The 24,665-nt window shown below is 56.2% G+C and carries 20 protein-coding genes, 3 tRNA genes and 3 rRNA genes; 21 read left to right on the top strand and 5 right to left on the bottom strand.

What is annotated here, in order from left to right; all coding sequences use genetic code 11:
• Positions 1–334: 334 nt before the first annotated feature.
• A complete protein-coding gene (locus QDI87_RS06970; protein WP_278742635.1) occupies positions 335–1,204 on the top strand; it encodes an MTAP family purine nucleoside phosphorylase in 870 nt (289 codons plus the stop codon).
• Positions 1,205–1,311: 107 nt separating this feature from the next.
• Here QDI87_RS06970 and QDI87_RS06965 read toward each other — a convergent pair whose 3' ends face one another.
• Together QDI87_RS06965 and QDI87_RS06960 are read right to left on the bottom strand one after the other, a co-directional pair.
• On the bottom strand, positions 1,312–2,190 hold the full coding sequence (locus QDI87_RS06965) for a response regulator (RefSeq protein WP_036378651.1): 879 nt from the start codon (positions 2,188–2,190) through the stop codon (positions 1,312–1,314).
• Positions 2,187–3,566, bottom strand: coding sequence for a sensor histidine kinase (locus tag QDI87_RS06960; protein WP_278742634.1), 1,380 nt, complete (start codon positions 3,564–3,566; stop codon positions 2,187–2,189). Before QDI87_RS06960 ends, QDI87_RS06965 begins: the two co-directional genes overlap by 4 nt.
• A gap of 272 nt (positions 3,567–3,838) precedes the next feature.
• Here QDI87_RS06960 and QDI87_RS06955 point away from each other — a divergent pair, with 272 nt between their 5' ends.
• The 9 genes from QDI87_RS06955 to QDI87_RS06915 all read left to right on the top strand — a co-directional run bounded on the left by QDI87_RS06955 (position 3,839) and on the right by QDI87_RS06915 (position 11,995).
• Entirely contained in the window at positions 3,839–5,257 is a 1,419-nt protein-coding gene (locus QDI87_RS06955; protein WP_055160370.1) for a DASS family sodium-coupled anion symporter, read from the top strand.
• A gap of 284 nt (positions 5,258–5,541) precedes the next feature.
• Entirely contained in the window at positions 5,542–6,930 is a 1,389-nt protein-coding gene (locus tag QDI87_RS06950; protein WP_036378647.1) for an aspartate ammonia-lyase, read from the top strand.
• 205 nt (positions 6,931–7,135) lie between these two features.
• Positions 7,136–7,321, top strand: a complete 186-nt coding sequence (locus tag QDI87_RS06945; RefSeq protein WP_036378646.1) for a ferredoxin — start codon at positions 7,136–7,138, stop codon at positions 7,319–7,321.
• 107 nt (positions 7,322–7,428) lie between these two features.
• On the top strand, positions 7,429–8,028 hold the full coding sequence (folE, locus tag QDI87_RS06940) for a GTP cyclohydrolase I (RefSeq protein ID WP_055160367.1): 600 nt from the start codon (positions 7,429–7,431) through the stop codon (positions 8,026–8,028).
• Complete coding sequence (gene folP, locus QDI87_RS06935; RefSeq protein WP_278742632.1) at positions 7,997–8,848, top strand: dihydropteroate synthase; 852 nt, start codon at positions 7,997–7,999, stop codon at positions 8,846–8,848. The genes folE and folP overlap by 32 nt, the downstream gene beginning before the upstream one ends.
• Positions 8,849–8,868: 20 nt before the next feature.
• Positions 8,869–9,231 carry a dihydroneopterin aldolase gene (folB, locus tag QDI87_RS06930; protein ID WP_278742630.1) on the top strand — a complete coding sequence of 121 codons (363 nt, stop codon included), beginning with the start codon at positions 8,869–8,871 and terminating at the stop codon, positions 9,229–9,231.
• The gene (gene folK, locus QDI87_RS06925; protein ID WP_278742628.1) at positions 9,228–10,226 is read left to right on the top strand and encodes a 2-amino-4-hydroxy-6-hydroxymethyldihydropteridine diphosphokinase; all 999 of its coding nucleotides are present in this window, start codon (positions 9,228–9,230) and stop codon (positions 10,224–10,226) included. The genes folB and folK overlap by 4 nt, the downstream gene beginning before the upstream one ends.
• 17 nt (positions 10,227–10,243) lie before the next feature.
• Positions 10,244–10,918, top strand: coding sequence for a uracil-DNA glycosylase (locus QDI87_RS06920; protein WP_055160355.1), 675 nt, complete (start codon positions 10,244–10,246; stop codon positions 10,916–10,918).
• Between the two features lie 39 nt (positions 10,919–10,957).
• The gene (locus QDI87_RS06915) at positions 10,958–11,995 is read left to right on the top strand and encodes a LacI family DNA-binding transcriptional regulator (protein WP_036378636.1); all 1,038 of its coding nucleotides are present in this window, start codon (positions 10,958–10,960) and stop codon (positions 11,993–11,995) included.
• A 62-nt stretch (positions 11,996–12,057) separates the two neighbouring features.
• On the opposite strand, the gene QDI87_RS06910 is transcribed toward QDI87_RS06915, so the two are convergent.
• Positions 12,058–12,420 carry a PTS glucitol/sorbitol transporter subunit IIA gene (locus QDI87_RS06910; protein ID WP_081828486.1) on the bottom strand — a complete coding sequence of 121 codons (363 nt, stop codon included), beginning with the start codon at positions 12,418–12,420 and terminating at the stop codon, positions 12,058–12,060.
• 219 nt (positions 12,421–12,639) lie between these two features.
• Here QDI87_RS06910 and QDI87_RS06905 point away from each other — a divergent pair.
• The 7 genes from QDI87_RS06905 to mscL all read left to right on the top strand — a co-directional run bounded on the left by QDI87_RS06905 (position 12,640) and on the right by mscL (position 18,861).
• Positions 12,640–12,715, top strand: a tRNA-Gln gene (locus QDI87_RS06905).
• Positions 12,716–13,211: 496 nt separating this feature from the next.
• A 16S ribosomal RNA gene (locus tag QDI87_RS06900) occupies positions 13,212–14,772 on the top strand.
• Positions 14,773–14,875: 103 nt separating this feature from the next.
• Positions 14,876–14,951 (top strand) — tRNA-Ala (locus tag QDI87_RS06895).
• Between the two features lie 4 nt (positions 14,952–14,955).
• A tRNA-Ile gene (locus QDI87_RS06890) sits at positions 14,956–15,032 on the top strand.
• A gap of 162 nt (positions 15,033–15,194) precedes the next feature.
• Positions 15,195–18,115: ribosomal RNA gene (locus tag QDI87_RS06885) — 23S ribosomal RNA — on the top strand.
• 69 nt (positions 18,116–18,184) lie between these two features.
• Positions 18,185–18,301, top strand: a 5S ribosomal RNA gene (gene rrf, locus QDI87_RS06880).
• Together the 16S, 23S and 5S rRNA genes with 3 tRNA genes alongside form the textbook arrangement of a ribosomal RNA operon.
• Positions 18,302–18,423: 122 nt before the next feature.
• Entirely contained in the window at positions 18,424–18,861 is a 438-nt protein-coding gene (gene mscL / locus QDI87_RS06875) for a large conductance mechanosensitive channel protein MscL (protein WP_255240928.1), read from the top strand.
• Positions 18,862–18,947: 86 nt separating this feature from the next.
• On the opposite strand, the gene QDI87_RS06870 is transcribed toward mscL, so the two are convergent.
• Positions 18,948–19,601: a Crp/Fnr family transcriptional regulator gene (locus tag QDI87_RS06870; RefSeq protein WP_005843089.1), complete on the bottom strand. Its 654-nt coding sequence runs from the start codon at positions 19,599–19,601 to the stop codon at positions 18,948–18,950.
• Between the two features lie 217 nt (positions 19,602–19,818).
• On the opposite strand from QDI87_RS06870, the gene QDI87_RS06865 reads away from it, so the two are divergent.
• Together QDI87_RS06865 and QDI87_RS06860 are read left to right on the top strand one after the other, a co-directional pair.
• The gene (locus QDI87_RS06865; protein WP_036378930.1) at positions 19,819–21,099 is read left to right on the top strand and encodes an NCS2 family permease; all 1,281 of its coding nucleotides are present in this window, start codon (positions 19,819–19,821) and stop codon (positions 21,097–21,099) included.
• A gap of 40 nt (positions 21,100–21,139) precedes the next feature.
• Entirely contained in the window at positions 21,140–21,784 is a 645-nt protein-coding gene (locus QDI87_RS06860; RefSeq protein WP_036378928.1) for an HAD family hydrolase, read from the top strand.
• A gap of 106 nt (positions 21,785–21,890) precedes the next feature.
• On the opposite strand, the gene QDI87_RS06855 is transcribed toward QDI87_RS06860, so the two are convergent.
• Positions 21,891–22,163: a hypothetical protein gene (locus tag QDI87_RS06855; protein WP_005843084.1), complete on the bottom strand. Its 273-nt coding sequence runs from the start codon at positions 22,161–22,163 to the stop codon at positions 21,891–21,893.
• A 255-nt stretch (positions 22,164–22,418) separates the two neighbouring features.
• On the opposite strand from QDI87_RS06855, the gene QDI87_RS06850 reads away from it, so the two are divergent.
• Positions 22,419–23,534 carry an aldose epimerase family protein gene (locus QDI87_RS06850; RefSeq protein ID WP_055162317.1) on the top strand — a complete coding sequence of 372 codons (1,116 nt, stop codon included), beginning with the start codon at positions 22,419–22,421 and terminating at the stop codon, positions 23,532–23,534.
• 42 nt (positions 23,535–23,576) lie between these two features.
• Positions 23,577–24,662, top strand: coding sequence for an iron-containing alcohol dehydrogenase family protein (locus QDI87_RS06845; RefSeq protein WP_036378536.1), 1,086 nt, complete (start codon positions 23,577–23,579; stop codon positions 24,660–24,662).
• Positions 24,663–24,665 lie beyond the last annotated feature (3 nt).

Raw genomic sequence — 24,665 nt, 5'->3', positions numbered from 1 at the left:
TGCCCCGCCCTCGGTAACGGCCTGCTATCCGGCTTCGTCGCGCTGATGAATGAGCTCTATGGTGCGCCTAGAAAACGGGCTGAGCTTAGGCCAGGGTGGTGTGTGCCGCCTGGAGCCGCGCAGTGACCGCCCGCAGGGCTGGGGCCCGAGGTTCTGCGGCTTCTATTGCCGTGTAAAGCGCCGCGGCAGGCGGCGAAGCAGCTTAGAAGGATACTCTGGCATGGGCCCCATTTAACGGAGCGGCGAAGCCGGCACATACCACCCCGGCCCTTTGCATAATCTGCTCCATTCAACGAATCAATCCAGCGTACTACAAAGAAAGAGAGGCATAATCATGGCAAATGAACAGCAGGCAGTGAACGCAGAGATCCCGCGTGCGGACTACGCCGTCGTCGGCGGCTCGGGCACGCTTTCGAGCAATTTTCCGGCGAACCTGCCCGACGAGGATGTGAAGATCCTCGCGGATAATCTTTATTTCGAGACGCCGTACGGCAGGAGCCCCTCGATGCGCCTCTTCTGCGTTGGCGAGAAGCGCGTGCTGACCGTGCGCATGCACGGCTGGCGCTCTGGCGTGACGCGCGCCGATGCCTCGCGGCAGGTCTTCTGGGTCTTCCGCGAAGCGGGCGTCAAGCGCATCATCTCGGAGGGCGGCGTCGGCACGGTCAACAAGCTCCTCGATTTGCGCGACTTCATCATCCCCGACGATTACCTCGACCTCTCGGTCCGCAAGGATGTCATGCTCGACGGGCGCTACCTGCTCATCATGCGCGATGCACTCTGCCCCGAGATGCGCGAGGCCCTGATTCGGGCGACGAAGAAGCGCTTTGACGGGCGCGTCTTCACGCGCGGCACCTACGCCGTGACGGACGGGCGCCACTTCGAGAGCCCCGCGGAAGTCGCGATGATGAGCGGTCATGCCGACATCGTCGGCCAGAGCATTGCACCCGAGGTCTATCTGGCGCGCGAGATCGGCGCCTGCTATGCCGGCCTCTACTTCACCGTCAATTACGGCGAGGGCATCCGCAAGGCATGGTCGCATCAGGATATGGCGGACATCTTCTACGACGACGCACCGATGATCGGCGAGATTATCCTCGAGACAATCCGCACGGTAGACGCTGACGACCGCCATTGCGAGTGCCTCTCCTTGCGCAAGGAGACACTGCTCAAGGACGTCTACAATGAGGTTTCATCGAAGGGCTGAGACTGCCGCAACAAGAGCATATGAGAAGACGAGCTGTGCATAACTCCGCGATTTTTTCGGAGTTATGCACAGCTCGTCTTGATTTTGTGGATAATTTTGTGGATAAGTCAGGCTTCCTGCGAGGCGGTGTAGAGTGCCTGTATGAACTTCTTGGTGTTGATGTGAACCTTCGAGATCTGCGGTTTCTCGTTTTGCTGGATCATGCGCATAATGCTGCAGACCTCGGCGTAGTCGAAGTAGAACGGGGCGTATTCCTCGAACTTGGGGTTCGTGTAGTCGACGACGCCCATTGAGGCGGTGCTGACCATAGCCTGGAAGACGGCGCGGCGCAGGCGCTGCTCGATAGTCTTGGCTTCTTTCTGGACGTTCTCGGCGGCGTGCTGCTCGGCGACGGCAGTGAAGATAGTCTTGAGCGAGGGGATGGCTGAGCCCTTGTTGTGCGCCTGCAGGTAGGCGATGATCTCGATCAGGTCGTCGTAGCCCGCTGAGCCGGCCACGCCGAGCTCCTTGAGCAGGGAGGCGGCCTTCTGTTGCGGCGTGACCTCCTTCTGTTGCATCATGGCGATGTCCGGGTTCAGCGTCGTCTGCAAGGTGCTCTGCAGGGTGTGGGCAAAGCGCTCGAGGCGGATGTATTCCTCGACGGACCGCATCACGCTGATGATCTCATTGCGGTTCAGGGGCTTCGTGATGTAGGCGTAGATGCCGCTCTCATAGGCTTTGCCGATGAGGTCCTTGCTGTTCACCTGCGAGATCATGATGATCTTGCCGGGGAAGTCCTGGAAGCGGCGCACGGAGGCGATGCCGTCGCAGTCCGGCATGAGCATGTCGATGAGCAGGAGGTCGATGTGGCGCGCGATGAGCTCTGCCGTCGTGATGTTTGCGGCACTCGGCAGCGAGGCGACAACTGTGCCGAGCTCGTAGTCTTCAATAATGTCCTGCAGCATATCGCGGATTGCTTCATCGTCGTCGATGAGCATGATGTTCATGATAGCGGTCCTTTCTGTTGAGATGATGCGGCGCCTGCCTTCTCTACGGCTGGCAGGTTGGCTATTGGGTGCGTCATCAGGCTGTTGAGCGGCAGCGCGATGTGGAACGTCACATTGTCCTTGCCGTCCGATGCCGCCGTGATGCTGCCGCCGAGATGTTCGGCGAGCGACTTGACGTATGTCAGTCCCACGCCGCTCGAGGCGCGGCCGTCACTGTCGTACTTCGTCGTGTAGCCGGGGCGGAAGATCTGGCGCAGGCGGCGCAGCGGGATGGAGCTGCCCGTATTCGTGACCTCGAGGTGGAGGTCACTGCCCATGCGCTTCATGGAGATGGCAATGCTGCCTCTCTCATGGATAGCCTCGATGGCGTTGGCCGTGAGGTTGTTGAGGATGGACAGGATCGTGTAGGCGTGGAGCTCCGGCAGTCTGGCGGACACATCTGTCGAGAATTCGATGCGCTTGTCGAGCTGGCGCGCGTATTTCTTCTGCGCGTGGACGATCAGGCGGCAGATCTCGGCAGGTGACAGGTAGTCGTTGAGCTTGTGCGAGTTGTTCTGGCTCGTCATCTCGCTGAGCGCGGCGTAGATGCGCTGGTTGTCCTTCTTGATGTCGTGGACCTCGCCGGCCACGCGCAGGGCCTCCTGCGTGATGCGCGTGAGTTCTGCTGGGTCGTGCAGGCTGCGCAGGTCCTCGTAGATGCCGTAGCAGTCGTGCGTGGCCGTCTCCGCCTTGTGCAGGGCCTGCCTGAGCTCGAAGACCTCCTCGTAGATGTTCGCGATCATCATCGTCAGGCGATTCTTCTCGTGCAGTTCGTGGGCGAGGTGGATTTCCGTCAGATAGAGCTGCGACAGGAAGAAGAAGCTCAAGATGAAGAAGCAGCGCAAGAAAGCGATGCCCGTGAGGCGCGCGAGCACCGGCACCGTGATGATGGCCGCCTGTGTGCCGAGGAAGAGGTCCATCGTGTAGAGCTCCGCTATGCTCGCAATCACCTCGGCGATGATGGCCCAGAAGGCGATCTTCATGGCCTGCGTCGTGATGGGCGCACGGTTGAGCTTCATGCAGGAGAAGCAGATGGCATAGGTAAAATAGTAGAAAAACGTCGGGATGTGCTGGTAGACGCCCGTCGAGAGGGGCGCACCGCCAATCGCGTCGAGCGCTCCGCGGAACAGGACGACTGCAATGCCGACGGCGAGGCCCGACACAGCCATCGGCACGTTGCGCAGCCAGAGCAGGAAGAGCAGGAACATCGGCGAGCCAAAGCTCACGCGGAACGAGCTGAACTCATTGCCGAATGGATGGATGCGCGGCTCACCGGCCAGCGGCACGATGAGCAGCATGCATATAAAGATGAAGAGTTCCCGGTGTTTACTGATCATGTTGCCTCCTCCTCAGTGAATTATGTATACTGCCCTATAGTGTATCACACGGTTCTTTTTCCTGGCAACAGTTGTACCTATCGAAATGATAAATGGACTGCATCTAAAACACTGATATTATATCACAGCCTTCCCATTTATGTTACAAGTTGTCAGTAAAAAAAAACTATTTACTCGATATTGTAGGATTCTGTCGATTTTGCTAGGCGATACGGTATATTGAATACAGTAATAAAAAGATAAGTCGTATTAATGACACAGGAGGGAATCATATGTCAAAAGAAAACAGCAGTAATTTGCTGCGTGGCCTGATCTGTGTGGCCATCGGAGCAATCATCTGGTTTATCCCAGCGCCTGCTGGGGTAGGCCCGCAGGCATGGGGCCTGCTCGCCGTCTTTGTCGCAACGATCGCCGGCTTCATCCTGCAGCCGCTGCCGCTCGGTGCCATCGCAATCATCGCCTGCGCACTCCTGCCGGTACTCGGCATCATGAAGGCTGGTCAGGCACTCGAAGGTTTCTCGAACGGCACAATCTGGCTGATCGTATCGGCCTTCATGTTTGCCACGGGCTTCATCAAGACGGGCCTCGGCAAGCGCATCGCTTACCTGCTGCTCTCGCGCTTCGGCAAGAACACGCTGAGCGTCGCCTACGTCATGAGCGCAGCAGACTTCATCATCGCACCGTTCACGCCGTCGAACACGGCTCGTGGCGGCGGCATCATTTACCCAATCGTCAACAGTGTCTCCCTTGCCCTCGGCTGTGATGCCAAGAGCGGCAAGAACAAGCGCACGGGCGCTTTCCTGATGTACAGTGCCTATGCAGCTGTCATCACCTCGGCCTGCATTTTCATGACGGGCGCATCGAACAACGTTCTCGCCAACACGCTGACGGAGCAGGCTTTTGGCCAGTCCCTGAGCTGGATGTCCTGGTTTGAGGTCAGCATCATTCCGGGTCTCCTGCTCTCCATCGTCACGCCGTATCTGCTCTACAAGATCATCAAGCCGGAACTCACGGAAACGCCGGAGACGCTGGCTCTCGCCAAGAAGGAACTCGGCGCAATGGGCGCCATGACCGGCAAGGAAAAGGTTCTCTGCGTCATCTTCATCGCCTGCCTCGTCCTCTGGGCAACGGGTAGCATCCATCACATCGATTCTGCTATCGTCGCACTGCTCGGCCTCTCGGCCATGCTCATCACGCATTGCATTGACTGGAGCGACGTCACGAAACAGCATGGCGCATGGGATGTCCTCGTATGGATGGGCGTTCTCGTCAACATGGCTGCTTATCTCTCGAAATTCGGTTTCATGAAATGGTTCGCTGCCACGATGGCAGCAGCTTGCGCCGGCATGTCCTGGATGACGATGCTCATCGTCCTCTGCGTCATCTACACGATGGCACATTACCTGCTGGCCAGCAACAGCGCACACATCGCCGCGATGTTCATCGCCTTCATGACGATTCTCGTCGCAGCAGGTGCTCCGGTCATCCCGACGGCCATCATCCTCGCAATCCTCTGCAACAGTGCATCGTTCCTGACGCACTACGGCTGTGGCGTCACGCCAATCTTCTTCGGCACCGGCTTCATGGGCCAGGGCGAGTGGTGGAAGATCGGCTTCGTCATCACGGTCATGCACATCGTGGTCTGGATGGCTCTCGGCCTGCCAATCATGGGCATCCTCGGCATGATGTAAGGTAATCCCGATATAAGTTCTGATGTAAGTTTTCGTATAAGGTAATCATTGGAGAAAGCATCCGCGTGGTGCTTTCTCTAGATTATCTGTTACAGTGTATACAAAGAAAGACATTTTTCAAAAAAGTACTTGATTGTATTTTGTATACATGATACAATGCAATCAGCAAGCGGGGAGAACGAAGCCCGCTGAACTAAATGATAACAACGTGTACAACGCGAGATGATTTCATTTCAGGCGCCGCCTGGGAAATCAGGCGGGGAAAAGAAAGGAACGTGGAAAACATGAGAAAAGAACATGATTTCATTGGTGAGCTCGAAGTACCGGATGAGGTTTACTACGGTGTTCAGACGATGCGTGCCATCGATAACTTCCACATCACGGGCCAGACGATTGACCCGGATTTCGTTCAGAGCATCGCCCGCGTCAAGAAGGCCGCTGCTATGGCGAACATGGCTACGGGCCGTCTCGACAAGAAGATTGGCGAGGCACTGATTGAAGCTGCTGATGAGATCATCGACGGCAAGCTCCTCGACCAGTTCCCGGTTGACCCAATCCAGGGCGGTGCTGGTACGTCCATCAACATGAACATGAACGAGGTTCTCTGCAACCGCGCACTCGAGATCATCGGTCAGCCGAAAGGCCGTTACGACATCATCTCCCCGAACAACCATGCCAACATGGCACAGTCCACGAATGACTCCTTCCCGACGAGCATCAAGGTCTGCCTGAGCCACAAGGCTAAGAAGCTCACGGCGGCTCTCGACCGCCTCGCTACGGAGCTCGAGAAGAAGTCCGAGGAGTACAAGGATGTCCTCAAGATGGGCCGCACGCACCTGCAGGATGCAGTTCCTATTACGCTCGGCCAGGAGATGGGCATGTACGCATCGGCTGTACGCCGCGGCATCCGTCGCATCAACCACGCTGTAGAAGAGATCCATGTCATGAACATGGGCGGCACGGCTGTCGGCACGGGCCTCAACGCAGAGCCGGCTTACATCAAGAAAGTCGCTGAGACGCTCAGCGAGGTTACGGGTGAGACGTACGTCACGGCTGACAACATGATCGACGCGACGAACAACACGGACGGCTTCTCCGATGTCTCGAGCGCAATGAAGACGACGGCGCTCGTCCTCATCAAGATGGCCAACGATTTCCGCCTCATGGCTTCTGGTCCGCGCTGCGGCCTCAATGAGCTCAAGCTGCCGAAACGTCAGCCGGGTTCTTCCATCATGCCGGGCAAAGTCAATCCGGTCATCGCAGAAGTCCTCGACCAGTCTTGCTATCAGGTCATCGGCAATGACCTCGCAGTCTCGATGGCTGTTGAGAACGGCCAGTTCGAGCTCAACGTCATGGAGCCGGTCATGGCCTTCAACATGTTCAACTCGATGACGTACATGACAAATGCGGTCAACACGTTCGTCGACAAGCTCCTCATCGGCCTCGAGCCGAACCGCGAGCAGTGCCAGAAGTGGCTCGACAACAGCGTCGGCGTTGTCACGGCTCTGCTGCCGCACATCGGCTACGAGAACTCCGCTATGCTGGCTAAGGAAGCCTACAACACGGGCAAGCCGATCCGTCAGGTCATCATGGAGAAGGGCCTCCTCTCCCGCGAGAAGATGGAGCACATCCTCTCCCCGCGCCAGATGACGACGCCGGGCATCGCAGAATAATCGGTGACTGACTTCCTATTCCAATAGAAGATCTGGATCATCCCCATAGATCGAATTTCCCCCTAGAGCAAAAGGGCTCCTGCAAGGCTGATGGCAGGAGCCCTTTTTCGTAAGAATTGTTACACACGCATAGCTGCGGTTGTGCTATGATAGAGGTGTTCCATTCATCTGTAGTTGTGTATATATCTTAAGAGGAGGAATCATCATGAAGGGATATGTTGACAAGTCGGCCTGCATCGGCTGCGGCATGTGTGCGGATACGGCACCAGAGGCTTTCCGCATCGGTGAGGATGGCCTTGCCGAGGGCTATCAGGAGATTCCCGCAGATAGCATCGATAATGCGAAAGAGGCGGAGGCAGATTGCCCCGTCGGAGCCATCCAGGTCAAGTAAAATCCATAAGATCGAGAACAGCCGCCTCAGGGCGGTTGTTTTTTTTCGATGGATTTTCTATAATAAAAAATAATGATGAATCGTCAGGAAACGAGAGGGCAGATGATATGCGGGAACAGAATGAAAAGGCTGTGCAGGCCATGCGGGCCTTTTTGAAGGCGCTTGGCCTGGACCTGGAGCAATGCGGCATGGAGCAGACACCGGAACGGGTGGCGAGGCTCTATGGAGATCTATTCGATGGCCTTGGCAAAGACCCGGCTTCCATTTGGGGAGAGCGCTTCGCCTCGGAGACAAAGGGAATCGTGGCTGTGCGCCACATCCCGTTCTATTCGGTCTGCGAGCATCATCTGCTGCCGTTCTTCGGCGAGGTCAGCCTCGCGTACCTGCCGCACGATGGGCAGGTCGCTGGCTTCAGCAAGTTCGTCAAGCTCGTCGAGTGCTTTGCGCACCGGCCGCAGCTGCAGGAGCGCATGACGGCGCAGTTGGCCGATGCCATCGCGGACGGCCTCGATGCAGAGGGTGTGCTCGTCGTCGTCGAAGCGGAGCAGCTCTGCATGACGATGCGCGACGGCATGGCCCGCGGCACGAAGACCGTCACGTCAGAATGCCTCGGGGCATTCCGCACGGACGCGGTGCTCTGCCAGCAGGCTTGGATGGTACTAGGAGGTAAACAGGATGACAGCACTGCGGAAATACACCTTTCATGATGGCAAGGAATTGGAACTGGGCAAGCGCACGCTCATCATGGGCGTGCTCAACGTGACGCCGGATTCGTTCTCGGACGGCGGCAAGTGGAACACGCATGACAAGGCACTGCGCCATATGGAGGAGATGGTGCGCGATGGTGCGGACATCATCGATATCGGCGCGGAGTCCAGCCGCCCCGGCTTCCAGGCGATGCCGGCCCAGCAGGAGATCGAGCGCCTCATGCCGTTCCTCGAAGCCGTGCTCAAGGAGTGCCCGGTGCCGATCTCTGTCGACACATTCAAGGCCGAGACGGCGCGCGAGGCCGCGAAGGCCGGCTGTCACATGCTCAATGATATCTGGGGGCTGCAGTACAAGGAGGAGCCGAGGGCGATGGCTGAGGTCGCGGCGGAAGCTGGCCTGCCGATTGTCGTCATGCACAATCAGGACGGCAAGGCGTATGCGCGCGACATCATCGAGACGATGAAAGATTTCTTCCGCCGGACGATCGAGATCGCTGACCATGCCGGCGTGCCACGCAATCACCTGATCCTCGATCCGGGCATCGGCTTCGGCAAGACGCCGGAGGGCAATCTGACGGTCCTGCGCCGCCAGCAGGAACTCCTGACGATCGACGGGGTGGAGTATCCGCTGCTCCTCGGCACGAGTCGCAAGAGCTTCATCGGCGCGGCGCTGGGGCTTCCTGTCGACGAGCGCATGGAGGCGACGGGCGCGACGTGTGTCGTCGGCATCATGAAGGGAGCAGGCATCGTGCGCGTCCATGACGTCAAGCCGATTGCGCGCATGTGCCGCATGACGGATGCCATCCTGCAGGCGGACTGAGTGGAGTGAGGTACTAGGATATGGACCGTATCGTATTAGATCACATGGAATTTTACGGCTACCACGGCTGCCTGCCGGAAGAACGCCAGCAGGGGCAGACCTTCTTTGTGGATGCCGTGCTGCATCTTGACCTCCGGGCGGCTGGCGAGCAGGACAACCTCGCGCAGACGGTCAACTACGCGGATGTATTCACGAAGATCCGCAGCATCGTCGAGGGGAAACCGGCAAACCTCATCGAGGCAGTGGCGGAGCGCATCGCCTCGATGGTCCTGCGGGAATACCCGAGCATCGTGCGCGTCGAGGTGACGGTCCACAAGCCGTCCGCGCCGATCCCGGGCCCGTTCCGGGATGTCTCGGTCAGCATCATGAGGGAGCGCGGATGAAGCCTTATACGTGCTATCTGAGCCTCGGGGCCAATCTCGGCGAGCGTGGCGAGACGCTGCGCGAGGCACTGCGCTCCTTGGCAGGGCTCTCGGGGACACATCTCGTGGCTGTCTCTCCGTTCTATGAGACAGCGCCGTGGGGAAAGCTGGATCAGCCAGCCTTCCTCAATGCGGCAGCGGCGGTGGAGACAACTCTTTCTCCGCTCGAGCTGCTCAAAGGCTGCCAGCGCATCGAGCAGCAGCTCGGGCGCGTGCGCCACGAGCACTGGGGAGCGCGCACGATCGATATCGATCTGCTCCACATCCCCGATGTCATGCTCGATGAGCCGGAGCTCAAGCTGCCGCACCCTTACCTGACACAGCGTGCCTTTGTGTTGCAGCCGCTCAAGGACATTGCGCCCGACCTCGTCATTTCGGGTGCGCCTGTGCGAGATTGGTGCCAGTCCATAGGTGACCAGGGTGTCTCGCCCGCAGCGGAGCTCGCCAATCCCTGGCCGCTCCAGATGATTGCCTGCCTGGACGCGCGGCGCGGCATCGGGTATCGCGGTGAGTTGCTCGCACATCTTCCCGAGGATATGAAGCATTTCCGCGCCCTGACCGAGGGAAATGTCGTCATCATGGGGCGCAGGACGATGGAATCGCTGCCGGGAAAAGAGCCGCTGCCCAATCGGACGAACATCGTGCTGTCGCGCACGCTCTCTGCGGCGGAGGGCTTTACCGTCTGCTGCAGCCTGCCGGCCCTTTGGCGGGAGCTCGGGCTTCTGCACCTCAAGGAGCCGCAGCGGTCGTTCTGGTGCATCGGCGGGGCGGAGCTCTATGCGGAGCTGCTTCCCTATGCAAGGGAACTCCACCTGACGCGGCTCAAGCAGTCGTATGAGGCCGATGCGTTCTTTCCGGCGTTCCCGGGTTTTGCGCTCTGCTCGTCGGATGACAGGGGGGCTTGCGCGTTCGAGCACTATGTGGCAGCAGACAGGCTGCTGAAGATGAAGATATAGAAGGAAGTTGTTAGGCGATGGAAATCTTTCACAACGATTGGGCCGAACTGCTCAATCCAGAGCTAGAAAAACCGTATTACCGCAAGCTCAGGCAATTCCTGATCGGGGAGTACCGCACACATCACATCTACCCGGACATGTACTCGATCTTCAATGCGCTTCACTACACGAGCTATGCCGATACGAAGGTGGTCATCCTCGGCCAGGACCCGTATCATGGCCCGGGGCAGGCGCATGGGCTCTCGTTCTCCGTGCTGCCCGGCGTGCAGCCGCCGCCGTCGCTGCTCAACATCTTCAAGGAGCTGGAGACAGACCTCGGCTGCAAGGTTCCGAATAACGGCTGCCTCAAGCCGTGGGCAGATCAGGGTGTACTGCTGCTCAACACGGTGCTGACCGTCCGGGAGCATCAGGCGAATTCACATCACGGGCAGGGCTGGGAAATCTTCACGGACCGCATCATCGAGCTGCTCAATGCGCGCGAGAAGCCGATGGCATTCATACTCTGGGGGACACCGGCCCGCCGCAAGAAGGCGATGATCACGAATCCGCATCACTACATCGTCGAGTCGCCGCACCCGAGCCCGCTGTCGGCTTCACGCGGCTTCTTTGGCAGTCGCCCGTTTTCCAGGGTCAATGACTTCTTGAAGCGCACAGGGCAGGAGCCGATTGACTGGCAGCTGCCGGACATTTGATTTTTCAGGAGAGCTGTCTCCTGTTTTGGAGGGAATATTGTGGGAGCAAAGGTAACGATCAAGGATGTCGCGGAACTGGCCGGCGTCTCGAAAAGCACCGTATCGCGCTATCTCAATCACGGCTACATCAGCCTGGAGAAGCAGCAGAGAGTGCGTGAGGCCATCGAGCAGACGGGGTTCAAGTCGAACTTCTTTGCCAAGCGGCTCAAGACGCAGGAGAGCAAGCTCATCGGTATCGTCCTGCCGCGCATGGATTCCGTGACCGTCGGCAAGCTGCTGTCGGGCATCAACCGCATCTTCGATCCGGCTGGCTACCAGGGGATCCTGCTCGTCAGCCATCTTTCCATCGAGAAAGAGCTCGAGAACATACAGAATCTGCAACAGCAGGGCGTCGATGGCATTCTCGTGGACTCAGTCGGCCTGACTGACAGGCATATTGAACTGGCCAAGACGACATCTGTGCCAATCGTCTACACGGGCCAGTGGAATGAGGCCGTGCCGAGCATCAAGATCGACGACTGGGCCGCCGGGCGCATGGTCGGCGCATATCTGCGGCAGATGGGACATCGTCATGCCGTCTTTGCCGGTGTCACGCAGACCGATAAGGCCGTCGGCGTTGACCGCAGACAGGGCTTCGTCGAGGCGTTCTGTGAGGACCGTCCTGAGGCGCGCGTGGATTTCGTCGAGACGGGCTTTGACTTCTTGTCGGCTTACAACAAGGGGGCAGCCATCCTGGAGCTCGCACCAACCGTCGTGGTCGGCGCGACGGACAACATCAGCCTCGGCGTCCTGCGCTATCTCCACGAGCGCGGCATCCAGGTGCCGGAGCAGATCTCCGTGGTCGGCTTTGGCGGCTACGACGTCGGAGCTGTTGTCTATCCGGCGCTGACAACTGTGGCCTTTGACTACGAGCTGCTGGGCATGAAGGCGGCACAGTACCTTCTGGACCTGCTGGCCCATCACGCGGGCGAGGAGAATATGACACTGCCGCTCTTCTTCGTCGAGCGCGAGAGCGTGCGCAACCTCACGGAAAAATACGAGACAAAGGCTCCAGCTTCGTATCTCGAACTGACCTGATATTGACAATAAAAATGGACTCTGCCATGGCAGAGTCCATTTTGGCTCAAGATAAGAGCAACTTATTTCTTGGTGAAGGTGATATGAGCCCCGACCGAGAGCGTCGGCTGAGACGGGCCCTTGACGATGATCTGGCCTGGCATCGAACCCGTTGCATTGAAGATGATCGTGCAGTGGCCTTCTTCGCGGATGTTGTCGTTGACCGCATCGCCGACTTTCTCGACCGTGTACTTCACGCCGCCCATCAGGAGCTTGTCGCCCTTCTTGATGTCTTCTTCGAGTTTGCCCGGCGTATGCTCGATGACCATGTCCGAGAGATTCGGGCGGATGCCCTCATCGAGCAGGATCGCACTCTTGTTGTTCTCGAGGAACGTGCGCGCGAGATTGCCGATAGCTGTGATCGAAACATCGTATTTAATTTCCATGATTTTCCTCCCTATATATACACAATATCCATCAAACAACGTCATAAACGCCATGAACGTCACAAGTCGATATCAACTATATTATAACATAACCAAACGCCTGTGAAGGGGTAACGGCGCTTTTTGTACCAGGTTTTCAAAAAAACGGAAAAAAATACTTGCCAAGATGCCAAGGATACGCTATAATGATTTCTGTTGACAGCGACTGGCTGAAGACACAGGGGTATCGCCAAGTTGGTAAGGCACGGGTCTCTGAATCCCGCATGCGTTGGTTCGAGTCCAGCTACCCCTGCCATATGGAGATGAGCATCGCGAAAGCGATGCTTTTTTCGTATCATGGTGAATCTCAGCACATCTGAGGCCGCATGCAAATTTTTTAAAAAAAGTTCAAGATAGCGGTTGACAAATGGCTGCGCGTCCTGTAATATAATACAAGTCGCCGCGAGACACCGGCTCAAGCGAGAACATCGCTCCTTGATTGGAAGCGCCTTGCTGGAGCGGATGACTCAGACAAAAAGAAAAATAAAAAAGTTCTTGACAGTCTGAAAGAGATGCGGTACAATAAATGAGTCGCTTGAAGCAAAGCCTTTCAAACGAAAGCGAGCTTCGAAAGACAGAGTTGTTCTTTGAAAACTAAACAATGCAACATGAATCATTTGTGATTCAAGCCAGATGTTTTTAAAACATCGATTGATTATGAACATAAGCAATCGGCAATTTCTTTACTGAACTTTGATTTTTCAAGGTTCAGGCCAAAAAGATTATTAGAGCCAATCAAGGCTTTCCTAAATTTTATGGAGAGTTTGATCCTGGCTCAGGACGAACGCTGGCGGCGTGCTTAACACATGCAAGTCGTACGAGACGATTGAAAGCTTGCTTTTGAAAGTCGAGTGGCAAACGGGTGAGTAACGCGTAGACAACCTGCCGTAAAGATGGGGACAACAGTTCGAAAGGACTGCTAATACCGAATGTTGTAGAGTTTCCGCATGGGAATCCTACTAAAGGTGGCCTCTACTTGTAAGCTATCGCTTTACGATGGGTCTGCGTCTGATTAGCTAGTTGGTGGGGTAACGGCCTACCAAGGCGACGATCAGTAGCCGGTCTGAGAGGATGAACGGCCACATTGGAACTGAGACACGGTCCAGACTCCTACGGGAGGCAGCAGTGGGGAATCTTCCGCAATGGGCGCAAGCCTGACGGAGCAACGCCGCGTGAGTGAAGAAGGGTTTCGACTCGTAAAGCTCTGTTGTCGGGGACGAATGTGGAGATGGTGAATAACCATTTCCAATGACGGTACCTGACGAGGAAGCCACGGCTAACTACGTGCCAGCAGCCGCGGTAATACGTAGGTGGCGAGCGTTGTCCGGAATTATTGGGCGTAAAGGGAGCGCAGGCGGGAAGGTAAGTCTATCTTAAAAGTGCGGGGCTCAACCCCGTGAGGGGATGGAAACTATCTTTCTTGAGTGCAGGAGAGGAAAGCGGAATTCCTAGTGTAGCGGTGAAATGCGTAGATATTAGGAGGAACACCAGTGGCGAAGGCGGCTTTCTGGACTGTAACTGACGCTGAGGCTCGAAAGCGTGGGGAGCGAACAGGATTAGATACCCTGGTAGTCCACGCCGTAAACGATGAATGCTAGGTGTAGGAGGTATCGACCCCTCCTGTGCCGGAGTTAACGCAATAAGCATTCCGCCTGGGGAGTACGGCCGCAAGGCTGAAACTCAAAGGAATTGACGGGGGCCCGCACAAGCGGTGGAGTATGTGGTTTAATTCGACGCAACGCGAAGAACCTTACCAGGGCTTGACATTGAGTGAAAGGGCTAGAGATAGTCCCCTCTCTTCGGAGACACGAAAACAGGTGGTGCATGGCTGTCGTCAGCTCGTGTCGTGAGATGTTGGGTTAAGTCCCGCAACGAGCGCAACCCCTATCCTTTGTTGCCAGCACGCAACGGTGGGAACTCAAAGGAGACTGCCGCGGACAACGCGGAGGAAGGCGGGGATGACGTCAAGTCATCATGCCCCTTATGTCCTGGGCTACACACGTACTACAATGGGATGGACAGAGAGCAGCGAAGCCGCGAGGCCAAGCGAACCCCATAAACCATCTCCCAGTTCGGATTGCAGGCTGCAACCCGCCTACATGAAGTTGGAATCGCTAGTAATCGCAGGTCAGCATACTGCGGTGAATACGTTCCCGGGCCTTGTACACACCGCCCGTCACACCACGGAAGTCATTCACACCCGAAGCCGGCAGGCTAACCGCAAGGAGGCAGCCGTCTAAGGTGGGGGCGATGACTGGGGTGAAGTCGTAACAAGGTAGCCGTATCGGAAGGTGCGGCTGGATCACCTCCTTTCTAAGGAGTAAATGGACGCAAGTCCATGACTCTGGTCGATCATCCGGCTGTTGCATTGTCTAGTTTTGAGAGAACAACCTCTCAAAACCTTATATACCATAATGGGGGCGTAGCTCAGCTGGGAGAGCACCTGCCTTGCAAGCAGGGGGTCAGGAGTTCGATTCTCCTCGTCTCCACCATTATGGGCCTATAGCTCAGCTGGTTAGAGCGCACGCCTGATAAGCGTGAGGTCAGTAGTTCAAGTCCACTTAGGCCCACCATTAAAAAACAAAAATGGTATTTGTACACTGAAAACTACACAGAAGAAATGAAATGTATCGAAATCATCGAGTCGCACGACAGTGTGAACAGAATGGTTAGAACGAACATTTTAGGATTCAAGCATAGACATCATATTTATATGAACCTATGGCATAACAAATAGTTAAGCTACAAAGGGCATATGGTGGATGCCTAGGCGTTCCGAGCCGATGAAGGACGCGATAAGCTGCGAAAAGTCATGGGGAGCCGCAAGTAGGCTTTGATCCATGAATTTCCGAATGGGGCAACCCGATACGAGTCATGTCGTATCATCCATGTGTGACATGGACGGCACACCCGGTGAACTGAAACATCTAAGTAGCCGGAGGAAGAGTAATCAAACGAGATTCCCTCAGTAGCGGCGAGCGAACAGGGAAGAGCCCAAACCGGACGTCTTCGGACGACCGGGGTTGAGGACCAGCATCAAGTCAGTCAGGGATAGTCGAACAATCTGGGAAGATTGAGCACAGACGGTGAAACTCCGGTAGACGAAATCCAGAGCTGATGGGCTGGTATCCAGAGTACCACGAGACACGTGAAACCTTGTGGGAAGCAGGGTGGACCACCATCCAAGGCAAAATACTACGGAACGACCGATAGCGCATAGTACCGTGAGGGAAAGGTGAAAAGAACCGCGGGAGCGGAGTGAAATAGAACCTGAAACCGTATGTCTACAAGCAGTCGAAGCACTTTATATGTGCGACGGCGTGCCTATTGAAGAATGAACCGGCGAGTTAATTTCAGAGGCGAGGTTAAGCGGAAAACGCGGAGCCGAAGCGAGAGCGAGTCTGAATAGGGCGTAAGTCTCTGGGATTAGACCCGAAACCACAGTGATCTATGCATGGCCAGGTTGAAGCTCAGGTAAAAATGAGTGGAGGACCGAACCCGTGAGTGTTGAAAAACTTTGGGATGAGCTGTGCATAGGGGTGAAATGCCAATCGAACGTGGAGATAGCTGGTTCTCCCCGAAATAGCTTTAGGGCTAGCCTCAGGTAACACATGGAGACGGTAGAGCACTGATCGGGTAAGGGAGCGTAAAGCTTACCGAGCCTAGTCAAACTGCGAATGGCTTCATGAGAAGAGCCTGGGAGTCAGAATGCGAGTGATAAGACCCGTATTCAAAAGGGAAACAGCCCAGACCGCCGACTAAGGTCCCGAATGCTGTACTAAGTGGAAAAGGATGTAGGACTTCCAAAACAACCAGGATGTTGGCTCAGAAGCAGCCACCATTCAAAGAGTGCGTAATAGCTCACTGGTCGAGAGGCCCTGCGCCGAAAATATCCGGGGCTCAAGTACAGAACCGAAGTCGCGGCATGCGCAAGCATGGGTAGGGGAGCGTTCCAAGTTGGTTGAAGGCGGACCGTAAGGACAGCTGGACGACTTGGAAGTGAGAATGCTGGTATGAGTAGCGAAACGATCCGTGAGAATCGGATCCACCGAAAGCCTAAGGGATCCTGAGCAACGCTCGTCGACTCAGGGTAAGTCGGGACCTAAGCCGAGGCATAAAGCATAGGCGATGGACAACAGGCGAAAATTCCTGTACTGCATGATGTTGTTTGAGGATGGAGTGACACAGCAAGGAGCTTGAGCGCGCGATTGGAAATGCGCGTCGAAGGCGGTAGGCTGTAGGAGAGGCAAATCCCTCCTGCAAGGCCGAGAACTGATAGATAGGAGCGTACTTCGGTACAATCCAAATTCAAGCGTACTACACTGTCGAGAAAAGCTTCTAACGAGACATCATGTACCCGTACCAAAACCGACACAGGTAGGCGGGGAGAGAATCCTAAGGTGCGCGGGAAAACCCTCGTTAAGGAACTCGGCAAAATGCATCCGTAACTTCGGGAGAAGGATGGCCGGAGCTGGTGAAGACCTTCGCGGTTGGAGCTGGAGCCGGCGGCAGAAGAGAAGCCCAAGCGACTGTTTACCACAAACACAGGTGCCTGCTAAAGAGAAATCTGACGTATAGGTGCTGACACCTGCCCGGTGCTGGAAGGTTAAGAGGAGAGGTTATTCGCAAGAAGAAGCTTTGAATTGAAGCCCCAGTAAACGGCGGCCGTAACTATAACGGTCCTAAGGTAGCGAAATTCCTTGTCGGGTAAGTTCCGACCCGCACGAAAGGTGTAACGACTTGGGCACTGTCTCAACGAGGGACCCGGTGAAATTGAAATACCTGTGAAGATGCAGGTTACCCGCGACTGGACAGAAAGACCCCATGGAGCTTTACTGCAGCCTGACATTGATTTTTGGCATGTAACGTACAGGATAGTTGGGAGACGGAGAAGATAGGCCCCCAGGCTTATCGGAGTCGCTGTTGGGATACCAACCTTTATGTGCTAGGGATCTAACTCGAGAAGTAACGAAGCTGAGGACAGTATCAGGTGGGCAGTTTGACTGGGGCGGTCGCCTCCGAAAGAGTAACGGAGGCGTCCAAAGGTTCCCTCAGCGCGGACAGAAATCGCGCGAAGAGTATAAAGGCAGAAGGGAGCTTGACTGCGAGACATACAGGTCGAGCAGGTACGAAAGTAGGGCTTAGTGATCCGGTGGAATGAGAGTGGAATTGCCATCGCTCAACGGATAAAAGCTACCCTGGGGATAACAGGCTAATCTCTCCCAAGAGTCCATATCGACGGGGAGGTTTGGCACCTCGATGTCGGCTCATCACATCCTGGGGCTGAAGCAGGTCCCAAGGGTTGGGCTGTTCGCCCATTAAAGTGGTACGTGAGCTGGGTTCAGAACGTCGTGAGACAGTTCGGTCCATATCCATCGCGGGCGCAAGATACATGAGGGAGACTGCTCCTAGTACGAGAGGACCGGAGTGGACGGACCGCCGGTGTACCAGTTGTTTCGCCAGAAGCACAGCTGGGTAGCTGCGTCCGGAAGGGATAAACGCTGAAAGCATCTAAGCGTGAAGCCCGTCCCGAGATGAAGTATCTCATAGCACAAGCTAGTAAGACACCTTGAAGAAGACAAGGTTGATAGGGTAGATGTGGGAGTGCCGCAAGGCATGAAGCTGACTACTACTAATATGTCGAGGGCTTAACTAGAGAACTGAAATGTTCTACAAAGTAGTTTCTTCTGTATAGTTTTGAATGTGCAAGCATTCAAATAGAATATCCGGTGATGATGCCTGAAGGGTTCCACCTGTTCCCATACCGAACACAGTAGTTAAGCATTCAGAGGCCGAAAGTACTTGTCTGGAGACGGACTGGGAGGATAGGAAGTTGCCGGTTAAGCAGGAGCTCCGCTGAGGCGGAGCTCTTTTTTGTGCACGACTATATGTTTTGGAGCGGACCTGTGTTAAAATGAAATCGGTCTATTCTTATCGTTCGCTTGTATTGTGAGGAGGATTTTTATGATCGAGGAATTCAAGAAATTCATCATGCGCGGCAATGTCCTGGACATGGCCGTCGGTATCATCATCGGTGCTGCCTTTGGCAAGATCGTCACGTCGTTCGTCAATGACATCCTGATGCCGCCCATCGGCCTTCTGTTCGGTCGCGTGGATTTTTCCAATCTGTTCCTGAACCTTTCGAGCACGCCGGCTGCGACGCTCACCGAAGCGCGTGACGCCGGTCTGCCGGTCATTGCCTACGGCTCGTTCCTCAATGCTGTCGTCGATTTCCTCATCGTTGCATTTGCGATTTTCCTGCTGATCAAGCAGGTCAACCGCCTGATGCCGAAAAAAGAGGCAAAGGCTGCGCGCCTCTGCCCGTACTGCCGTCAGGAAATCGCAGATGATGCGACGCGCTGCCCGCACTGCACGTCCGAACTTCCAGCTGAGGCAAAATAAGAGAATAAGATACGGGACAGCATGAAAAGCGACTGCAACATCCTATAGCGAGGTGTTGCAGCCGCTTTTTATGTTTTGGTTTTGCCTCATTCATCCTCCAGCTTGAGAGTGCGCAGTTTCTCCTGCTGCGCGACGCTGATGGCAATCTTGCCGTGGAGCAGGGTGATGAGCCCGGCATCGCGCAGCTTGCTGACGCCGCGGTTGACCGTCTTGACACTCGTGCCGATATCGTCGGCAATCTGCTGGCGGCTCGTGTGCAGGACGAACTGCTCGGACGGTGCGAGGTCGAGTCGCTTGACGAGGTATTCCTGCAGGCGCTGGATGCTCGGCTGGAATTTGATCTGGCCGTTCTCGTTGGAGGTCGGGTACATCTTGGAGGCGAGCAGCTGGGCGATGGCACAGGCGAAATGGTTGTCGCGGCGCATCCACTTCTTGAACGTGTCGGCCGTCATGGCGATGACTTCACATTCCGTCACGGCTTCGTTGGTGGCCGAGAAGTACTCCTGTCCGGCGAGAACCTCGAGGTCGCCGATGAGGTCGGGGACGGTCTGGTGAGCGAAGGTGTAGCGCTGCCCACTGGCGAATTCATTGCTGACGCGGGTTGTGCCCTTGGTCAGGATGTAGACGTGGTCGGCGCGTTCTCCTTTGCGCACGACGAACTCACCGGGCCGGAAGGTGCGATGGCTGATCTTGGCTCGGATGCTCTCTGGCATGAATTCAATCACTTGTTCCAGCTTCAATGAAATCTCTCCTTTATCTGCATGATGATAGCTTCTTCTCAGTCCTGTTATTCATGGTACTTTTCTCTATTATAGCCTAAAATCGCGCTGGCGAAAACTTTCTGACTCTTTACAAAAAAATATTTGGCCAGCATGGACCCCTGTCCTTTTTATATTGGCTCATTTTCGCTAAACTAGATGTATAAAGTCAAATCAAGATGATTCAGGAGGAAAGAGCATGCAGGCTTTATTCGAGGGGGTCCTTAAGGACCGCCGCTTATGGCAGAGGGAGATTTTGGCGGGCATCACGGCCTTCTTTGCCATCTCATACATCATTGTCGTCAACCCCATCATCCTGGCCGATGCGGGGATGCCCGCGGAACTCTCAGTCTTTGCGACAATCTTCTCGTCCATCATCGGCTGCCTGATCATGGCGTTTGTGGCAGATGCCCCGATTGTCCTGACACCCGGCATGGGCATCAATGCCTTCTTCACCTACACCGTCTGCGTCCAGATGGGGCTCTCCTGGCAGGAGGCCATCGCCATCTCGCTCGTATCCGGCCTGATTTTCGCCTACGTCGCCTGCACGAAGTGGCGCGACCGCATCGCGCATGCTGTGCCCAACTCGCTCAAGTGTGCAATCACGGCTGGCATCGGTCTGTTCCTCGTCGAGATTGGCCTCGAGAAGGCACAGCTGATCCGCTCGGGCGCGAACTCCATCATTGAGCTCGGCTCGCTGACGAACCCGATGGCGCTCTTGGCGCTCTTCGGCCTTGTCCTGAGCCTGGCCCTCTACCTGCGCGGTGTGACGGGGAGTTTCTTCATCGCCATCCTCGTGACGACGGCGGTGGCACAGGTTTTTGGCATTAAGGACCCGACGCCCTTAGACCTCGATTTCGCGCATATCTACGACTACCCGCAGCTCTTGTTGCAGGCAGACTTCCACAATGCGTTGAGCATCCCGTTCCTGCTCTCGGTCTTCTCGATGTCGATGATCATGATCTTTGAGACGATGGGACTGCTCGAAGGCATCCTGCCGGACCGTTCCAAGTTCTCGCGTACGTTCCGCGGCTCGGCCGTGACGACCATCATCTCGAGCCTGCTCGGTACGAGCCCGACTGTCGCAGCGGCAGAGAGCGCAGCCGGCATCGCGAGTGGTGGCCGCACGGGTCTCATGGCCCTCACGGCGGCGGTTCTCTTCGCGGTATCGCTGTTCTTCATCCCGCTGCTCTCGTACGTGCCGCAGGCGGCCATTTCCCCCGTCATCATCATCACGGGTGCGATGATGATGCAGCAGCTCCAGCACATGGACTTTCAGGATTTCTCAGAGTGGTTCCCCGCCTTTCTCGTCGTCGTGCTGATCCCGCTTTCCGGCAGCATCTCGACGGGCCTGGCCTTCGGTTTCACGGCCTACCCGCTCTTGAAGCTCATGAACGGCCGCTCGCGTGAGCTGCATGCCCTGAGCTACGGCCTCGGCTTCTTGTTCCTCATGAACCTCGTCTTCCAGGCGAGCTTCTGATATTTCTGCTATAATAGAGGCAGATATTTCTTTAGGGGGAATGAGATTGAAGCCGGCAGCATTTATCTTTGACATGGATGGCGTCATCATCGACAGCGAGCCCATCCATTCGCGCGTGAAGATGGACACGTTCCATCACTTCGACCTGCCATTTGATGAAGCAGACCTCATCCATTACATGGGGCGCACGAGCGATGAGATTTTCGGCGAGGTCATCGCAAAAGAGGGCCGCAAGGACCTGCGCGTGGAAGACCTCGTGCGCTACAAGCACGAACACTACCTCGAAGTGCTGCAGAGCGGCACGATCGCACCGATTGAAGGAGCGGTGGAGCTCATCCGCCATCTCTACGATGAGGGCATCCCTCTGGCACTGGCGACATCGTCGTGGGAGCGCGTCATGGACACGGTGCTCGATGCCTTCAAGATTCGGTCGTATTTCCGCTCAGTCATCTCGGGCAGTACATTGCCCAAGAGTAAACCGGACCCAGCCATCTACTTGTTGAGCGCCGAACGCCTCGGTGTGCCTCCGAAGGACTGCCTCGTCCTCGAGGATACGGCGGCAGGTGTGCTGGCGGCTAAGCGCGCGGGCATGCGCTGCATCGGCTTCCGAAGCCCGCATTCTGGGGCGCAGGACCTGTCCCTGGCGGATACGGTCGTCAGCCGCCTCAGCGATGTCAACGTATGAACGGACCGATAAGAAAAACAGACCATAAAAAAGCGTCACTTCCGTGTGGGAGTGACGCTTTTTGCGTTCCGAGCGGAGCAGCTCTGACGAGATGTGTTCAGTCAGCTCAGACAATCGGAAAGGAAAGGATCGTGCCGTACTGGATGTAAGCACTGGCATCGGTCGGGTTGCCGTTCAGGATGGCATCGCGGATGGCCGGGATATCCTCTTCTTTGGCATGGATGCGTCCTGCGGCGAGTTCCTCTTCAATCTTGGCGAAGAGAGCCTTGCGGGAGACCTTCAGATCGCGGAAGATCTCTTTGTTGTAGAATACGTTCATGGATTTCTGGCTCTTCTCCTCATCGCAGTTGAAGAAGATAAAGGCGTTCTTCTCTTTCATCGTGATTCCCCCTCAAAAAATAAATATGATGGCAATCCCCTTGATTTTGATGATGGATTGCATGACAGCATAATTATAGCATATTTGAGGAAATTTGTTTAATCGGAGGAAATAAATGGAATATGTTCCAGGAAAGAGATGGCCTTGAACAGGAATTTGACAAGGAGGCGCCGAAATAGTAAAGTAAAGTCGTATGGAATTATCCGAAATCATTAGCAATTCGGCGATATCAATTTATTTCGGGAGGTATACTTCATGGCTACAATCAAAAAGGAATCGTTTGGCAAATTGAGCGATGGCAGAGAGGTAGAGCTCTACACGCTGCGCAATACAAAGGGAACGGAAGTCAAGGTCACGACGTACGGCGCGAGACTTGTGGCATGGAGCGCCTATGGAAAGGACCACAAGCGCACGGATATCGTGCTCGGCTACGCAGATGGCGCTGCCTACGAGAAGGACAATACGAGCATGGGCGGCCTCGTCGGCCGCCATGCCAACCGCATCGCTGGCGGCAAGGTGACGATTGACGGCAAGACGTACCAGCTCGATCTCAACACGGGCTCTCACAATCAGAACCACATCCACGGCGGCTTCCAGGGCTTCCACCAGAAACTCTGGACGGCGGAGGAGACGGACCAGGGCGTGAAGTTCACCTATCATGCAGCCGATGGTGAGGGCGGTTATCCCGGCAATATGACGGTCCATGTCCTCTACTCGCTGTCGAACGACAATGAACTCTCCATCCGCTACGAGGCTGTCTCGGATGCCGATACGGTCTGCAACCTCACGAACCACGCTTACTTCAATCTCAACGGCTTTGCCTCGGGTCCGGTGCTCGACCAGAAGATCCAGATCTTCGCCGACAAGTACACCTGGGCCGATGCTGAATCGCTGCCGGACGGCCGCATCCTCGATGTCGCCGGCACGCCAATGGACCTGCGTCAGCCGACGCGCATCGGTGAGCACATCGACGACGATTTCGATGAGCTCGTCATGGGCCATGGTTATGACCACAACTGGGTCATCCGCGATGAGAAGTCGGTCGTCGAGACGAAGCCGAGCGACCCGAGCTGCCCGATTGACTACGTAGGCGGTGGCCTCAAAAAGGCAGCGTATGCGGAGTCGGATCAGTCGGGCTTCACGCTGACCTGCTACACGACGCAGCCGGGCGTCCAGTTCTACACGGGCAACTACCTCAACGGCGGCCTGCCGGGCAAGGATGGCGTGGAGTTCCAGCGCCGCACGGGCTTCTGCCTCGAGACGCAGTACTTCCCGAATGCCTTTGCTAACCCGAACTTCCCGCAGCCAATCCTCAAGAAGGGCGACACGTGGAAGGCACAGACGGTATACGTCCTCGGCCAGAAGGATTGAGTGACTGAGTATCACCAAAAGACCCGGAAAGGGGGATTTGAGATGAAAGATCGCTACACGATGATTTTCCCAAATTACACGATTGGTGTCGAGGCGTATGAGAAGATCCGCGAGGTCTGCCCGCGCTACGGCAAGAGCGTCGTCGTCATCGGTGGCCGCAAGGGCATCGAGGCGGCACAGGAGAAGATGGTGCGCGCGGTAGAGGGTGTGGGCCTGGAGTTCACGGGCTTCATTCACGCGGGCGGTCAGAGCTCCGACGAGAATATCGAGCGCATCAGCGAGGACTCGGCCGTGCAGGAGGCGGATATGATCTTTGCGGTGGGCGGTGGCAAGGCCATCGATACTGCAAAGGCCGTAGCCCATCGCCAGAACAAGCCGTACTTTACGTTCCCGACGGTCGCGGGCAGCTGCGCCGCAGCGGCCAGTATCGCGACGATCTATACGCCGGATGGGAAGTTCCAGGATTACCTCTACTCGACGATACCGCCGGTCCACGTATTCCTCTGCAGCCGCATCATGGCGCAGGCGCCGGTCGAATACCTGCTGCGCGGCATCGGTGATACAATGGCCAAGTACTACGAGGCAGCCATCGCTTCGCGCGGCCGCAAGCTCCAGCACCGCGACGGCATGGGCATCGCGCTCTCGCGCATGTGCTTAGACCCGCTCTATGCCTATGGCGAGCAGGCCGTTGCCGACAATCGCCGCCACGTCGTCAGCCCGGCGTTCGAGGAAGTCATCCTCGCCATCGTCATGACGAGCGGCCTCGTCTCGAACTTCGCGGCGCCAGAATTCAACGGCCACATCGCGCATCAGCTCTTTGTGGAGCTCGCCAACCTGCCGGCGGCCGAGCAGTGCCGTCAGCACGGCGGCCTCGTCGCCTACGGCATCCTGCTCCTCTTGCTCTGCGATGGGCAGGAGGAGGAGTTCAAGCGCTTCTATGCGTTTTGCCAGAGCATCGGCCTGCCGACCTGCCGCGAGGAGACCTGCGCGAGCGAGGAGGATATCCGGCGCGTCTTCCGCGCGACGGAGAAGAAGCAGGACGTGCGCATCATGCCCTACAAGGTCACGCAGGACATGCTGCATGAGGCTGCTGAGAAGATTGAGGCATATCATAGCAAACAGAAATAGGAG

The sequence above is a fragment of the Mitsuokella jalaludinii genome (genome assembly GCF_928722185.1).
GTDB classification, from domain to species: Bacteria; Bacillota; Negativicutes; order Selenomonadales; family Selenomonadaceae; genus Mitsuokella; species Mitsuokella jalaludinii.
Note: the sequence above shows the minus strand (reverse complement) of the source record. Positions and strands in the feature narration are given on the sequence as shown.